The organism is Alginatibacterium sediminis (genome assembly GCF_003610775.1).
Lineage (GTDB): Bacteria > Pseudomonadota > Gammaproteobacteria > Enterobacterales > Celerinatantimonadaceae > Alginatibacterium > Alginatibacterium sediminis.
In genome coordinates this window covers 147,129-162,781 of the sequence record NZ_RAQO01000004.1, presented here as the reverse complement: position 1 = coordinate 162,781, position 15,653 = coordinate 147,129, and the positions used below count along the sequence as shown (strand labels likewise).

Here is a 15,653-nt window from a genome sequence, read left to right as displayed (position 1 = left end):
CTTTTTTATTGAGGAATCGCTTCACATGCAAGCTTAGCCCTCGTTATGTATTTCCAGATTTGTCACTTCTTCTTGCCCTGAAATCTCTTGGGCATCGTTATTTCGTAGGCTTTCTAAATAATCTAAGTAACTTTGATCAATATCTTGGGTCACGTATTTACCATTAAAAACCGAAGTTTCGAAGTCTTGGATATCTGGATTACTCGCCCGGCAGGCTTCTATCAAGTCTTCTAAATCTTGGTAAATCAGACCATCAGCACCAATCAAGGTACCGATTTCTTCTACATCGCGCCCATGAGCAATCAGTTCATTGGCACTTGGCATATCAATTCCGTAGACGTTCGGGAAACGAATCTCTGGTGAAGCTGAGGCAAAATACACTTTTTTGGCTCCAGCTTCGCGCGCCATTTCAATAATTTGCTCTGACGTAGTTCCACGGACTATAGAGTCATCGACTAAAAGCACGTTTTTACCTTTAAATTCAACATCAATCGCGTTGAGTTTGCGACGAACCGATTTTCGTCGTTGGCTTTGGCCCGGCATGATAAAGGTGCGTCCGATGTAGCGGTTTTTTACGAAACCCTGCCGGTACGGTAACTCCAACTGCAGTGCAATTTGTAGTGCAATGTCACAAGATGTTTCCGGAATTGGGATCACAACATCAATTTCTAAGTCGCTCCATTCGCGCTGAATTTTTTCACCCAAGCGAGTCCCCATGTTAACCCGAGCACCATAGACAGAAACCTTATCAATGACACTATCAGGGCGTGCAAAATACACATATTCGAAAATACAGGGATTGTAGCGAGGTTTTTCTGAACATTGTTCGGTGAACAATTGACCATCAAGGCTTATAAAGACAGCTTCACCAGGTGCGACATCGCGTACAAACTTAAAGCCTACGGCATCAAGTGCAACTGACTCAGAAGCAACCATATACTCCTTGCGCCCAGGCACTGCCTCACAGTCCCGCTGACCTAAAACTAAAGGTCTAATACCATTTGCGTCTCTAAATGCCAGCATGCCCTGTCCAATGACCAATGCAACGACAGCATAGGCACCGCGCGCTTTACTATTTACAGCTTTTACCGCTGCAAATATTTGCTTTTCTGTGCATTGCTCAAGTACTAATTTATCGAGTTCGTGAGCAAGAAGATTTAATAAGACTTCAGAGTCAGAGGTAGTGTTGATATGTCGACGCGCAGTTTTTGCAACAAACTCTCGCAACTCTTGCGCATTGGTTAAGTTACCATTATGCGCAAGTGTTAATCCAAACGGTGAGTTAACATAAAAAGGCTGGGCTTCTGCCGCACTAGAGCTACCCGCTGTCGGGTATCGTACATGCCCAATCCCTACGTTGCCCTGCAATCGCTGCATATGCCGCGCTTCGAACACATCTTTAACCAATCCATTGGCTTTGCGTTGTTTAAACATGCCTTTCGTAATGGTAACTATCCCTGCAGCATCTTGACCACGATGCTGCAGTACCGTTAATGCATCATAAATTGATTGATTTACCGCTTGAGATCCCACTATGCCTACAATGCCGCACATGTAGTCTTTTCCTCGCTATGATTGGTAGTCTTTTAGAAAACTAGATGAGTCTTGCAGAAATTCAAAAAACCACTGCACCACTACGTTAAATTCTGGTACCAGACGCGAATTAATCCACCAGTCGCTATCGGTAAACCCTGTAAAAGAAAGTACGAACAAAAGAGCGCTAACCACGAGAACACCGCGTATGGCGCCAAATACAACACCTAATAAACGGTCTGTACCGCTTAGCCCCGTAGAATCTACCAATTGAGAAATAAGGTAGTTAACTAAAGAACCTAATATAATTGTTACCAAAAACAAGCAAACAACGGCTATGCCTTCTCGGTAATAGGGATTATCAATGGCAGTAAAAAATACGGCTAAATCAGTATGAAATTGTTTAGCAACAAAAAATGCAGCAACCCACGTGACTAATGAAAGTGCTTCTTTCACAAAACCACGAACTAAGCTTATAACAGCTGAAAGCCCAATAACGGCTAAGATTGCATAGTCAAACCAGACCATCAACTTGTTCCCGAGATTATTTTGAGGCGCATTCTAGCAAAATAATTCAGGTGATTACCATCTAAAGCGTGATTAGAATTATTGTTCAAGAGGATCAAAGCGGACAACTTTGCCATTCAACTTGGTCAGTTGCTTCAGATCTTCAAGTTTATCGTTAAGTTTTTTGGAATCGATATCAGGTCCAACAAAAACACGATTGACTTCGCCATCGATTGGTTTGGGCGGCATACTGTGGGCTTGGTAGCCTGCGGCTCGGAGCTGGCTCACTAAGCGGACAACATTTTCTGCATTTTTGAAGGCACCGAGCTGAATAATATAAGCGGGTTTATCTAATGCAATTGGAGCTTGAACCTTTGTAGACACCGGTATAGATGGCGACTCAGGCGCTGTTTTTACAACAAGCGGTTTGGCTGGTTTTTCGACTTGTTGAACAGTACTATTGCTTTCGCTTGGAGCTGTTTTAGATACTTGCTTACTATCCGGCGAGTTAGAAACATCGACACTAACAAGCTCAGAAGACGGCAATTCATTACCCGATTGAGGGTCTAATTCTATAACCAATGGGGCAAGTTCACGTCGCTCAGGCGCAAACGGAATGCTATTAAAGCTCTCCGCTACCCTCTCCTTTTGGCCATCCAATAAATCAGGGATAAAAATCACGACTAAGGCAACTAACACGATGGTGCCAATTAGTCGGTTTTGTAGTTGATTTGCCATACTCTCACTTTTATGTTCCTTGGCAAAAACCACACCATGAATTGCCATCGGACGACATTATAAATGTTTTTATAACGAGGATTGACAGGCTTCTAATCCAAGATGACTGTTGCTACCAATGCTAATTTCAATATGTCAATATGCACAATAGTTTGCGTATTGAACTCATCTGACCTAAATATGTTCTAAAACAGCAGCCACCGTATAAAAGCTACCAAAGACCACCACTATATCGCTTGCATTAGATACACCTATGGCCCTATCGTAAGCCGCCATTATACTTACATGCCTAGAGCGATTCTCAATCGGAATACTTAAAGCCTCTAATTGAGAATACAGCTTACTGCCATCGTCACCACGAGGCGCATCAATGCCAGCTATAAACCAACTAGAAATAACACTATCGAGTTCCATGATACTTTGCGCATGATCTTTATCATTTAACATGGCACACACTGCCAGAATATTAGCCTGTGGGTGAGTGTGTTGTAGTTGCCTTAATTGCCCAGCCAAATAGGCGGCAGATTGTACATTATGCGCCACATCCACAATGACCATAGGTTTATGAGCAACGACCTGAAGACGCCCACTGACCCGCCAATTTTTCACACAATCCCGTATCAGTTGCGGCGCCAAATCTAATTCTAGTAGTTCAACAACCGCTAAAACAGCGGCTGCATTTTGCAGTGGCAACATCCCTATCGGTAGATTATCAATCTGCAAACCAGGACCTTTATAGTGCCAACTATCGGCATCTATAGTTTGTTCAAAGTTCTTGCCCGCATGACGCAATTGACACCCAAGTTCCGTCGCATGTGCTGTGACACTCGAAACAATATTAGGATCACCTATCACCGCAGGTTTACCTGCTCGGAAAATACCAGCCTTTTCTAAACCGACAAGCATCAGATCTTTACCAAGCCATGCTTCGTGATCATGGGCAATCGTCGTCACAAGTGCAATGTCGCTATCAACGATATTGGTAGCATCGAATCGACCGCCAAGGCCTACTTCGAGAATGACGAAGTCTAAAGTTTGTTGTTTAAATAGATGGAAAGCGGCCAAAGTCCCCATCTCAAAATAGGTGAGGGATACATCCTTACGAACCGACTCAATATATTCGAAAGCCTGACAGTGTTGTGATTCTGAAAGCATTTCGCCATCGACGCGAACGCGTTCTCGGTAGTCAATTAAATGCGGGGAACTATACACGCCAACTCGATAACCGGCAGCTATTAGTATTTGCTCAAGCAGCGCACAGCTAGAGCCTTTACCATTAGTTCCAGCAACCGTAATTACTTTTGAATTGAGTTGGTGAAGTTTAGACGGCAATGCCACTAGGTTCAGGCGATCTAAACCTAGGTCAATCTCAACTGGGTGCTGCAACAATAGATAATCGAGCCATTGTTGCAGGTTTTGTGGACCTGTAGAATTCAACTCTTGATTCATTTAGGCCTTGTCTTCACTCGGAGCTTGGTTGCCATCTGACTCAAGGTTGCTGTCATCATCTAAGCTCACCAACTCGTCCAAGACGACTTCAGCCTCTGCGTCAGGAACTTCGACAACTTGTCCGCTCATTTTGCTAATTAGACCACCAATTTTACTGCGCATTTCTCGGCGATCAACGATCATGTCAATCGCACCTTTTTCCAACAAAAATTCACTGCGTTGAAAGCCTTCAGGTAGCTTTTCTCGCACCGTTTGCTCAATCACACGAGGGCCGGCAAATCCTATTAAGGCTTTTGGTTCAGCAATATTAATATCACCAAGCATTGCGAAACTAGCCGAAACGCCGCCCATTGTTGGATCAGTTAATACTGAAAAATATGGCAATCCGCGTTCGCGCATTTTCGCTAAAGCCGCACTGGTTTTTGCCATTTGCATTAATGAAAAAAGCGCTTCTTGCATGCGGGCACCACCACTTGCAGAAAAACACACTAAAGCGCAATCGAGCTCTAAACAACGATTAACCGCTGCGACAAATCGAGCGCCGACCACCGATCCCATGGAGCCCCCCATAAAGCTAAACTCAAACGCACAAGCAACGATCGGCACATTCAACAAACTACCTTCAAGTACGATTAAGGCATCAGTTTCACCGGTTGCTTTTTGCGCCGCACTCAAGCGGTCTTTGTATTTTTTACTGTCACGAAATTTGAGTTGATCCTTCGGAAGAAATTCAGCGCCCAACTCAACTTGATCGCCAGGGTCTAGAAAGGTCTCAAGGCGTTCTCGCGCTCCGATCCGCATATGATGATCGCATTTAGGGCAAACCGATAAATTGCGTTCAACTTCCGTTCGATACAAGGTTTGCTCGCACGAAGCACATTTCATCCACACGCCTTCAGGAATGTTGCGACGACGACTGCTAGAACTCTTGTTTTTGGTGAGTATTTTTTCTAACCAACTCATTGTAATCCTTCTTTTACTCGCTAGTTCAAAGCATTGAGCTTTGAACTTAAGTTAATTGAATTGTCGTAAAATTGACGCAATTAAACCACATTTCCACTTCGATTATTAGTCACAACTGCTCATACCAGACTATAGTCAACTTAAATCCAATTTGTGAGTGCGACTTAAGGCTGTAATAGTAACTCTAGGTATCAAGGCAATCCGACAAACAAAGGCCCCAACTCTAATTTGGGGAGCTCAAATTCTTTTGGATAATCGACATCAACTAGGTATAAGCCTCCTGCCTTTGCTGTCGCCGCTGCTTGTGCTCTATCTCTAATTGCAATGAGCTCATCCAACCATGCCGCTTCTTTTTCACCCAATCCAATTTTTATCAGATTTCCAACAATATTTCGTACCATATGGTGTAAAAAGGCATTGGCCTTAATATCCACGACTATATAGTCGCCGATTCGTGTCACGATTAAATGATGGATCGTTCGTCGAGGAGTTTTACTTTGGCAATGTAAGGCCCTGAAAGAAGTAAAGTCGTGTTCACCAATCAAACGTGCTCCTGCCTCATGCATTCGTTGTGCATCAAGTGGTTTGTGATAGTGACTTAATCCTTTGGCAAGAATAGCGGGTCGATAGCGACCATTGTGAATGATATAGCGATAGCGGCGCGCAATTGCACTAAAGCGCGCGTGAAAATCGCTAGAGACCGGTTTAGCCCAGTGAACGGCGATATCTAAAGGTAAATTCGAGTTAACCCCTAATGTCCAAGCTTGTGGTGCTCGTTTCGCGTCAGTGTCAAAGTGAACAATCTGTCCAGTGCCATGAACACCGGTATCGGTACGACCTGCGCATTGCACTTCAATTGGATGATTGGCAACGATGGATAAAGATTTTTCCAGCTGTTGTTGTACAGAGTCCACTTCAATTTGGCGTTGCCAGCCATGATAAGCAGAGCCGTCATACTCGACGGCTAAGGCGATACGCATAGTTACTACTCACTAAAAGATTCAAACGTCGAGCAGTATACCCAATCTAAGCTAAGTTTCTAGGCTAGTCGTTGCAGTAGTGTATTCGCTTCTTCTGCAAGTTCAGTATTACCAGATGCCAAGACTTCTTCAATGATCTTGCGCGCCCCTTCTTTATCATCAATCTCAAGGTAGGCCCGCGCTAAATCTAGCTTAGAGCTTAGTTCTGCATCAGCGTCCGAAAAGGCCAAGCCAGACTCATCAGCTAAGATATCAGGGAATTCATCCATATCCAGATCTAAACCCTGCTCGCTAAACTCTGGGTCTTCAACTTCGCTCGCTTGTTCAGCATCATTTAGTAAGGTGTCTATGTCGACAAATTCGCGATCGCTAAGTTCTTCTCGACTAGGTAACTCTTCTGCGCTTGCGCTTGGTTCTTCAAATATATTTTCCCCAAGGCTGTCAAACATCGCTTCAATATCGTCAGCAGCAACTGAATCGTCCTCAGTATCGCCTTGCATTTCTTCCAAAATGCTGTCCATACTTTGAGGTTCTTCTGTGCTAGCGTCGTCACTATCCGCTATGTCGCCATCGCTTTCGAACATACTTTCTAATGAGCTTAAATCACTATCTTGTTCGGTGGCGAAGTCGATGCTTGTATCGCCATCAATAGCATTCGTCTCAGCGTCGTCACCGCTATCAAATAAATCATCTAAGGAGCTTAAATCTCCATCTTGATCAGCTGCTAGATCGACAATACTTTCTTCTAGTTCCGCGTCAATTGCTGGATCATCGTTACCTAATGTTTCATCTAATGCTGATTCAAAGTCGATAGAGAAGTCGTCATCGCTATCACCAGCAATATCTGTGTCAGGTGTTTCTACCGGGCTTAGTGTTTCGACTGCCGGTGTTTCTCCAATTAGATCTTCAAGATCGTCAAACCCGGAACTAGGGTCTTCTAGCCCAGCATCACCATCTGTTAGCGATACATCGCTATCTAAATCAATATCAGCGAGTAAATCGTTGATGTCATCTTGAGAAACCGATGCCATTTCGGCTTCCATTTCTTTTTGTTGTTCTACGGCTGCTTCAAAACTAAGTTCCTCATCAACTTGTTCTAAAGGTTCTATATCGCCGGCTGTTTTATCCACATCCAAACCGAAGTCATTGAGTTCGGCATTACCTAAAGATTCAGGTTCTACCGCCTCAATATCACCGGGTACCAAGTCTTCACTGTCAAAGGCATCGATTCCACTTAACGCTTCGAGCTCAGAATCATCTATTTCAAGATCGAAACCCGACTCCGCATCGCCAAGTTCATCACTTTCACCCAGTTCCAAATCATCAAAACTAGACTCGTCTTCAGGCTCTAGAGAATCTAAATCTTCATCCTCTTCAAACATTGTCGAGTCAAGCCCGTTGTCTTCCTCGACAATCTCGTCGACATCAGTTTGGAATGCTGCGTTGATATCCTCGACATCGTCTTCTGGTTCAAGGTCTTCTGTAAATAAACGCGAATACTCGTCGGTTTCGTCCTCAAGACTCATGTTTTCTTCTAAATCGGCTTCATCGTCTTCATCGGTATTTTTACGACGACGAATGAACCAAAGTGCCAAGAGTACTAACAGCAACAGCGGTAAGGCGATTACTAGGGCAATATTAGCTATCGAATCGAAGAATCCAGTCCCCATAGTACTTGATTGATTAGTTTGGGGAATTGGAGCGCCTTGATCAAGACGGTTGATAATTATGTCTTGTTGCTGCTGCGTCTCACCTAATGCGTCGCGCATTGAAGCAAGTTCATCACTAAGTTCCTGTACACGGATCTTCATACGATGATTGACTTCAGCAATGCCGATCAATTGTTGACTCGACTCATCCATTTGCTGTTTTAGTACATCGAATTCCTGGCGACGTAGTTTTTCTAATTCGTCAATTCGATCTTCTAGTTTCTCGCGCAGCTCATCTAGATTCTTCTGACTAATGCCTGATTGTTCCGGTAACTGGCTTGGAAGCGGCTCAACAGGTTTTGCAACTTCAGCTTCGGCTTCAACTTTCATCTCGACCTTGGCTACTTCATCGACCTTAGTAACTGAAGTTTTGCTTGGCGTTACAGCTACAACAGGCTCTGCTTTGTCAACAACTGGAGCTGCAGGTTTAGGGGCTACTTTAGCTGGTTTCTTTTTACCCCCGGGGATTTGACCATCGGCTTGAAGTGCTGCAACTGATTGGCGGTGACTTAATTCAGACGCTTCGTCTAAGCTAGGCAGCTGCAGTATTTGACCATTAAGTAAGTGGTTGATGTTGCGATTACGGAAAGCATTAGGGTTTTTTTGAAGCAATGAGTACATCATTTGATAGACCGAGACCGATTGGCTCGGGCGATTCAAACTTGCAATGGCCCACAATGTATCGCTGGAACGAGTTGGTCCATAGGTTTTCGAAGACGAGGTAATTTGCTGTCCGCGAGGCTTGCGAGTGTCGACGACTTCATCCGGCCCTACTAGCTCGACATAAAAAGCGCCATCATTTTCAGCCATAACCGCTGGCGCGTTCAGCAGCGCCCATGCAACAATTGCCGTAGCTACGGTTTTACTCTGCCCCATTCTCATTCCTTGTCTAAGCCTTTGTACATCAAAGCAAACTTTGGTTTATTTGATTACTATAACCATCATTGTCGAGGCGATCTACTTTATCGCCCCGAAAGCTGCATATGTGTCAACTTTATTGCACACCAAATTGACAACAGCCTAATATAACTGTGTAAACCTCTGAATCACGAGGGCTGCTATATCCGGTAAGCCGTGTTTATAATTATCGCTCAAACCGCGCAACATAAATCGATTACCTGAAATCTGACGAATCCCACTGACCAAGACTTGTTCGCAATCGACCGCATCAACAATCGCATTGGGTGTTTTGTCAGCAAATAAACGCAGACGCTGTTCGTTGCGTGCCAAACATTGCTCAATTTCTTCTATATCGACTGGATATGCTGTTTCCATAACAATATTTTGAGTATCACCATAAAAAACCGGTAAAAAGCTCACACTAGCACTAACTTTGACGCTTTCATCACCCAACAACATCGGGGCCGATTCTAACTCAGCGACAAAATTCCGACTCTGTTCTAACTGTTCTTGCTCAATATTAGTTTCATCAAGCAAGTTAAACGCCAACTGTTGATTAAACAGTGAATTTTCAACGGGTAGACCATTAAGTAAACGTGCCGCTTGCCTTGCGAGCTCATCAACACCGCTTTTACCCAATGCTGAAGCCGACAATAAGCAGTCACTATGTATGCTAACGAGCGAAAACTCTTGATGTAGAGGCTCTGCAATACTCAACAACTGGATTAATTGCGGACTTGGCAACTTAAACAATTTTTGACCGGACCAGAACTGCTCATCAACTTGAGCCGATAGAGGCAAGTGACTAACACCTTGCTGATCGTTTAACACTTGGCATAAATCAATGACAATGACACCCAAGGCAGCGGCATCTTGGGCGGCTTCCAACCAATAAGGATCCGTATCACAGATCAAAACAAACTGCACATCGGTCCAATCAAAATTAGTACTGCTTTGAAATGGAAATTGACGCCCTTCATAGCGTAACCCGGTTTTTAAACTATCTAAGAACTCAGCTTCTTCTTCATCGTCCAAATCACCACTTTCGAGAACGCTCATATCGGGGAGATCTTTAACCAAAGCATAGATTTCTACAAAAGAGAGCCCAAGTGTTGCCATTTTGCCTAACACTAGCTCGCTTAATGTACTGTCAGCTCCAAAAAGAGCTAATGACGTCGATTGACTCATTTTAATTTCCTAATTGAAATCCTAGACGCGCAAGGTCAAAACTGTGGTCTTGCGCAGCTATAGGGGGAAGGTCTATGCGACAACTGCTAAATTCTCTTCGTTGTCGATACTGTTTGCGTAACAAATCAAAACCACTAACGGTTTGGGCCTGTTTTCGAAAATAACGGTCATCTAAATAGATGTCATAAATACTTTGGCAACTGCGCGCAAGTGTGTCTTGAGCGCTCAGTTCATCTTGTGCGTCTAAGTTTAAACAGATCTTAGAGATTGATGCTGGACCAGCTAGCTGTGCAATATCTGGTAATGCATTGGCTTCTAAACTCAAAGATTTGCACAGTTGTTCGGCAAGCATTAACGAGCCGCGCAGTTTGCCCTCAAAACTATAGCCTGCGATATGAGGGGATGCGATTTGAGCGTATTCAACTAATGGCCATAATACTTCAGGCTCGCCTTCCCATACGTCCAAAATTAAATTGGGGTGTAAGGATTGTTGGGCAAGCTCAAGCAAAGCATAGTTATCTATCACTTCGCCGCGACACGCGTTGATCAATATTTGCTCTGACCTAAGCTGTTGCAGAGCCATTTTGTCAAACAAATGATACGTCGGATCATCGCCACTGCGCGTCAAAGGTACGTGCAAACTGATCACATCGCACGCAAGCACTTGGTTGAAATCCGCGCTTGGGTATGGCGCGCTATCAAAGCCAGCATTGTGTTTTGGGGGATCAAATACCACCACTTGCATGCCTAAGGCGCTGCAACACCGAGCAGCTTGCATACCGGTATTGCCACCGCCAACGATAGCAATACTCATTTGACTAAGTAGTCGGCGTTGTTCAGTAGCCAAAGCCAGTAGCGCCGTCACCACATACTCACCCACAGCAATAGCATTGCAGCCAGGGGCACTATGAAAATGGATATCCTTGCTCGCAAGATAATTCTGATCAATGTGTTCAGTACCAATCGTCGCTGTACCCACAAATTTCAGTGTATTGGCTTTTGACAATAACGCCTGATTTACCTGAGTAATAGAGCGAACCAGTAACACGTCAGCATCAACGAGTTGTTCAGGACTGAGAGTTCGACCAGCAACACGCTCAATCGAGCCAAAACTTGAAAAGCATGCGTCTAAAGCAGGCATGTTCTCGTCAGCAATAATTTTCATTTGATTTCATCAGCAGCTGATATTTGGGACGGGAGTATAGCAAACTAGCGCCAAAGGTGATGCATTACCAAGAGGAAAATATTAGACCTATTGTATACGCGTTAATTTGAACAAAAATCTGACGAATTTTGATTCGAACATGAACTTTACGATGTAAAACCTTACGCGGTAATAAATACAACTCGCAGCTAGTGACGCCTATAGCACTAACGATATCTCGACAGGCTGCGCATAAAAAAACCACGCACAATGGCGTGGTTTTTTTAAAGTAGTAATGACTATTTATAGCTGCGGAAAACTAAACTTGCATTTGTCCCACCAAAACCAAAGCTATTTGACATCGCTTGGTCAATTTTCATCGATTTGGCTTGATTAGTGATGATGTTTAATCCTTGAGCTTGTTCATCTAAATTATCAACATTAATGCTTGGAGCTACAAAATCGTTCTCCATCATCAAGATGCTATAGATAGCCTCGTGCACACCCGCAGCACCGAGGGCGTGGCCAGTCATAGACTTGGTTGCCGAAATAGCCGGGCAGTTTTCAGAGAACAATTCGTTAATGGCGCCTAGTTCTTTGACATCACCAACTGGCGTTGATGTCCCATGGGTATTGATATAGTCCAAGGGTTGTTCGTTACCAGCTAAGGCTTGTTTCATACAACGCACGGCACCTTCACCAGACGGAGCCACCATGTCATAACCATCAGAAGTTGCGCCATAACCTACGATTTCAGCGTAAATATGCGCACCACGCGCCAAAGCATGCTCTAGCTCTTCAACGACAACCATACCGCCGCCGCCTGAGATGACAAAACCATCACGTTGATCATCATATGTTCGTGAAGCTGTTTCTGGCGCTTCATTATACTTCGTAGACAAGGCACCCATCGCGTCAAATTCCATGGCCAATGTCCAATGCAATTCCTCACCACCACCTGCAAAAACAATATCTTGCTTGCCAAGCTGAATAAGCTCTAAAGCATGGCCTATACAGTGTGCGCTGGTTGCACATGCACTACTCATAGAGTAATTAACACCTTTGATTTGAAATGGCGTCGCTAAACACGCTGAAGTCGTACTGGCCATTGTACGTGGAACCATATAAGGGCCTACGCGGCGTACACCTTTCTCACGGAGAATATCCGCTGCTTCAACTTGGTTCTTAGAGCTAGCGCCACCAGAACCTGCGACCAAACCAGTACGCTCATTTGACACATCACTTTGCTCAAGCTTAGCGTCGGCAATTGCCTGTTCCATTGACAAATAAGAAAAAGCTGCAGCATCACCCATAAAACGCATTTTTTTGCGATCGATGTGCTCAGCTGGGTTAATTTTCAAATCACCCCAAACTTGACTGCGTAAACCAAACTCTTCAAATTCTGCGGAGTGGCTAATACCACTGCGACCGGCTTTAAGTGACGCAAGCACCTCTTGTTTATTGTTACCGATACTTGATACGATCCCCAAACCGGTAATCACAGCTCTTTTCATGACAATTTCTCTTTGTTTTATATTCGGGCTTAGTTTAGCAAACAAACTTTTAGCAACTGGTCGGAAGAGAGTACACGTGTACGCTGAAAATTACCAACAGTTTGCCCGATAAACTCGTCGTCTTAATATGGGCATTTAAACTCATGATAAATAGATCATTGCAACTCAAATAGCGTAATCTACTCACTTTACTATGCCGCTATCTTAGCCATAAAATTACTAGCAATACAGCTTAAAGCACTTTTTGAGGTATTAATGCAGCCCAATGCATCCACCAACACCGTATACCAAAGCTCAGTTCAATACGCTAAGCTCGATTGGAATGACGAGCAAATGCCGGTGGCGACAGATTTTGAAGATGTCTACTTTTCCAAACATGATGGATTAGAGGAAAGTCGATATGTGTTCCTCGCTCAAAATAGATTATCAGAAAAACTACTACACGAATCAAACGATCGAATTACCATTGCTGAATCTGGTTTTGGTACAGGCCTTAACTTACTTGCTTGCTGCGAGTTACTAGCAAGTCTGGCCAGCAAAAAAGCGATCCATTTTATAAGCTTTGAAAAGTATCCACTGCGACGCTCTGATTTAAAGCGCGCGCTGCAGTCTTGGCCGAGCCTAAAGGAATACGCAGACGAATTAATTTCTGTTTACCCAGAGCAACTTCTTCCCGGTTGTAACCGATTGCACTTTCATCAACAACAAATCACTCTCGACCTTTGGATAGGTGATATTCAGGATAGTTTGTCAAAATTAGTGCCCCATCCAGAGGGGCTAATTGATTGCTGGTTTCTGGATGGATTTTCGCCCACAAAAAACCCTGAGATGTGGAATCAACCTCTCTTTGATGCCATGGCTTTCCACAGCAAAAATAAGGCTAGCTTCGCAACATTTACTGCTGCCGGCTTTGTTCGACGAGGACTACAGCAAGCTGGCTTTACTTGCGAAAAGACCAAAGGTTTTGCAGTTAAACGACATATGCTACGCGGCCACTACCTTCGCCCAGAAACACAGCTTAAGAATACGGCTGCCGACGCACGTTTTATAAGCAACTATACTAAACCGGAACAACAAACAATTGCCGTCATTGGCGCTGGAATTGCGGGTTGTAACATGGCTTACGCTTTAACGCGCCGGGGCTTTAAGGTTTGCTTACTCGAGCAAGAAGCAACAGCTGCGCAAAGCGCTTCAGGAAACCCACAAGGCGCAATTTACCCGCTATTGCTCAATGCCGAGCCCCATTTAAACCAGTTTTATTGGCAAGCATGCGCCTACCAAAGACGATTGGTAGAAAAGTTAAGTTTGCTAGGGGAAGACATTCCACATCAATTTTGTGGCGTATTTGAGTCTGATTATGATCTGAAATCTGAGACCAAACATATCAAATTGGCACAACTCTATCAGGATTTTGAAGCCCTTGAGTACCTCGATGCTCAAACCGCTGACGCGCGCCACGGATTAAGCTTAGGCTTACCAGGATTGTGGCACCCCAATGCGGGCTGGCTAAGTCCAGCCCATTTGTGTCAAGCCTTACTCAATCAATCACACGCTAGCGGCAACCTGGAACAAATATATAACTGCAAAATTGAAAGCTTTCGAACCACAAACGATTCTGTCAGCCTAAGCTACCATGCACGCGATAAGCAACACTCGACGCAAGAACGCAGTTTCTCCGCAATGGTTGTGTGTAATGGTCATCAAATTAAAGAGTTTAGCCAAGCCAAAGATTACCCAATTCAAGTCGTAGGTGGCCAAATTGAACAGATCCATACCAACGAGCAACTTCAAAAGCTCAATAGTGTCATTTGTTATAAAGGCTACTTAACCCCTGCTAACCAAAATCTTCATTGTTTAGGGGCAAGTCATCGTTTTGAGCAAGAATCCCGCGAGCCTAGCGACGTTGAACGACAACAGAATGTAGCAAATTTAGGTAAAATTTTAACTGGAGAGCATCAACACTTCCGTTCGCGAGTCTCAGTGCGCGGCATGCTTCGCGATCACTGTCCTATGGTAGGGCCGATGCCTGATTATTCGCAAATCCTTGAGCCTAGCTATCGTGATCACTGGCAGCAGCAATTACTTGCTCAGCATCCCCATTGTTATTGTTTTGCAGGTCTAGGTGCTAGAGGCTTGAGCACGGCAGCTCTTGGCGCAGAAGTATTAGCAAGTGAATTAGCAGCTGAGGCGATACCACTGCATACTCAAACTTTTCACGCCATGGCCCCTGGTCGGATGTTACTGCGGCGTTTGAGAAAAAACCGACCATTATTGGCAGATTCAACATTTCGGTAAATGGACTAGCGCTTATCACACTATTGGTTATAAAGCGTCGAAAGACTGAGCCCTAAACTACGACCACTTTGAGTTTTACGCTGGTAATTTCGTACTTGTTGATTAGCAGACGCTAAAGCTGCCCTACCTTTTGCATCGATAAGTGCCGCTAATTGTTCACAGTTATCGGCATTTAAGCTTTTTGCTTGGTCAGAAAAACGCTGAGCATTGTTCTCAACAATGTTACTGATCTGCTGATGGTACTGCTGTGCTGCTCCAATAAAGTTTAGCCATTGTTGTTGGCTGCCAAAATCAGCTTGGCTTTGGCTAATCCAGCGCGGCATTTTAAGACGGGCTTGTAACTGTAATTCTGGTGCTAGAGCCTGGCATTGTTGGTTAACTTCGCGGGTTTTTGGCTTCCACTTGAAGTGATATTCCCCGTGGATTGGATATCTATTCCCAGCAACTAAAGGCCCTTTAGATTGAATTTGCTGACGTAGGCCCCTGAGGTCCTCAGCTTCGACTTCGTAATACTGGATATTGTTATTAATCAGAGCTGCATTCGCGTTGCTGCTAAAGATTAAGAAACTACTTACAAGTAGAGCTAGGATTCGAGAGTTCAATTAAATACTACCGTGTACGATTTAGAGCAGTACATAGATTAACATGAAACAATCTGGTTCTCCCACTGGTCAGACAGCAAATATAGGCTAAGTCCCGAAAAATAGACTAAAATTTACATAATTAAGTCAAT

12 protein-coding genes are annotated in these 15,653 nt (G+C 44.1%); 1 reads left to right on the top strand and 11 read right to left on the bottom strand.

Annotation, left to right across the window (positions count from 1 at the left end):
- Positions 1-33: 33 nt before the first annotated feature.
- From purF to fabB, 10 genes are all read right to left on the bottom strand, one after another.
- A complete protein-coding gene (gene purF, locus DBZ36_RS03825; RefSeq protein WP_120353610.1) occupies positions 34-1,554 on the bottom strand; it encodes an amidophosphoribosyltransferase in 1,521 nt (506 codons plus the stop codon).
- Between the two features lie 15 nt (positions 1,555-1,569).
- A complete protein-coding gene (locus DBZ36_RS03820; RefSeq protein ID WP_120353609.1) occupies positions 1,570-2,061 on the bottom strand; it encodes a CvpA family protein in 492 nt (163 codons plus the stop codon).
- 78 nt (positions 2,062-2,139) lie between these two features.
- Positions 2,140-2,778, bottom strand: coding sequence for an SPOR domain-containing protein (locus DBZ36_RS03815; RefSeq protein ID WP_158589026.1), 639 nt, complete (start codon positions 2,776-2,778; stop codon positions 2,140-2,142).
- Between the two features lie 174 nt (positions 2,779-2,952).
- Positions 2,953-4,227 (bottom strand): bifunctional tetrahydrofolate synthase/dihydrofolate synthase, encoded by a 1,275-nt coding sequence (gene folC / locus DBZ36_RS03810; RefSeq protein ID WP_120353607.1) that lies wholly within the window; start codon positions 4,225-4,227, stop codon positions 2,953-2,955.
- A complete protein-coding gene (accD, locus tag DBZ36_RS03805) occupies positions 4,228-5,190 on the bottom strand; it encodes an acetyl-CoA carboxylase, carboxyltransferase subunit beta (protein ID WP_120353606.1) in 963 nt (320 codons plus the stop codon).
- Positions 5,191-5,381: 191 nt separating this feature from the next.
- On the bottom strand, positions 5,382-6,170 hold the full coding sequence (gene truA, locus DBZ36_RS03800; RefSeq protein WP_120353605.1) for a tRNA pseudouridine(38-40) synthase TruA: 789 nt from the start codon (positions 6,168-6,170) through the stop codon (positions 5,382-5,384).
- 59 nt (positions 6,171-6,229) lie between these two features.
- Positions 6,230-8,755: a FimV/HubP family polar landmark protein gene (locus DBZ36_RS03795; protein WP_158589025.1), complete on the bottom strand. Its 2,526-nt coding sequence runs from the start codon at positions 8,753-8,755 to the stop codon at positions 6,230-6,232.
- Between the two features lie 144 nt (positions 8,756-8,899).
- Positions 8,900-9,967 carry an Asd/ArgC dimerization domain-containing protein gene (locus DBZ36_RS03790; protein ID WP_120353603.1) on the bottom strand — a complete coding sequence of 356 codons (1,068 nt, stop codon included), beginning with the start codon at positions 9,965-9,967 and terminating at the stop codon, positions 8,900-8,902.
- Between the two features lies 1 nt (position 9,968).
- Positions 9,969-11,132 carry a 4-phosphoerythronate dehydrogenase gene (locus DBZ36_RS03785; protein ID WP_120353602.1) on the bottom strand — a complete coding sequence of 388 codons (1,164 nt, stop codon included), beginning with the start codon at positions 11,130-11,132 and terminating at the stop codon, positions 9,969-9,971.
- A 278-nt stretch (positions 11,133-11,410) separates the two neighbouring features.
- A complete protein-coding gene (gene fabB / locus DBZ36_RS03780; protein WP_120353601.1) occupies positions 11,411-12,625 on the bottom strand; it encodes a beta-ketoacyl-ACP synthase I in 1,215 nt (404 codons plus the stop codon).
- Positions 12,626-12,880: 255 nt separating this feature from the next.
- Between fabB and mnmC the strand changes: the two genes are divergently transcribed.
- Positions 12,881-14,920 carry a bifunctional tRNA (5-methylaminomethyl-2-thiouridine)(34)-methyltransferase MnmD/FAD-dependent 5-carboxymethylaminomethyl-2-thiouridine(34) oxidoreductase MnmC gene (gene mnmC, locus DBZ36_RS03775; RefSeq protein ID WP_120353600.1) on the top strand — a complete coding sequence of 680 codons (2,040 nt, stop codon included), beginning with the start codon at positions 12,881-12,883 and terminating at the stop codon, positions 14,918-14,920.
- Positions 14,921-14,940: 20 nt separating this feature from the next.
- Here mnmC and DBZ36_RS03770 read toward each other — a convergent pair whose 3' ends face one another.
- Positions 14,941-15,522 carry a DUF922 domain-containing protein gene (locus DBZ36_RS03770; protein ID WP_120353599.1) on the bottom strand — a complete coding sequence of 194 codons (582 nt, stop codon included), beginning with the start codon at positions 15,520-15,522 and terminating at the stop codon, positions 14,941-14,943.
- Positions 15,523-15,653 lie beyond the last annotated feature (131 nt).

Excerpts from the sequence above, each read along its gene's own strand:
- DBZ36_RS03785 (WP_120353602.1), bottom strand. The coding sequence starts at position 11,132 with ATGAAAATTATTGCTGACGAGAACATGCCTGCTTTAGACGCATGCTTT.
- DBZ36_RS03820 (WP_120353609.1), bottom strand. The coding sequence starts at position 2,061 with ATGGTCTGGTTTGACTATGCAATCTTAGCCGTTATTGGGCTTTCAGCT.
- mnmC (WP_120353600.1), top strand. The coding sequence starts at position 12,881 with ATGCAGCCCAATGCATCCACCAACACCGTATACCAAAGCTCAGTTCAA.
- DBZ36_RS03815 (WP_158589026.1), bottom strand. The coding sequence starts at position 2,778 with ATGGCAAATCAACTACAAAACCGACTAATTGGCACCATCGTGTTAGTT.
- folC (WP_120353607.1), bottom strand. The coding sequence starts at position 4,227 with ATGAATCAAGAGTTGAATTCTACAGGTCCACAAAACCTGCAACAATGG.
- truA (WP_120353605.1), bottom strand. The coding sequence starts at position 6,170 with ATGCGTATCGCCTTAGCCGTCGAGTATGACGGCTCTGCTTATCATGGC.
- accD (WP_120353606.1), bottom strand. The coding sequence starts at position 5,190 with ATGAGTTGGTTAGAAAAAATACTCACCAAAAACAAGAGTTCTAGCAGT.
- fabB (WP_120353601.1), bottom strand. The coding sequence starts at position 12,625 with ATGAAAAGAGCTGTGATTACCGGTTTGGGGATCGTATCAAGTATCGGT.
- DBZ36_RS03790 (WP_120353603.1), bottom strand. The coding sequence starts at position 9,967 with ATGAGTCAATCGACGTCATTAGCTCTTTTTGGAGCTGACAGTACATTA.
- DBZ36_RS03795 (WP_158589025.1), bottom strand. The coding sequence starts at position 8,755 with ATGGGGCAGAGTAAAACCGTAGCTACGGCAATTGTTGCATGGGCGCTG.
- purF (WP_120353610.1), bottom strand. The coding sequence starts at position 1,554 with ATGTGCGGCATTGTAGGCATAGTGGGATCTCAAGCGGTAAATCAATCA.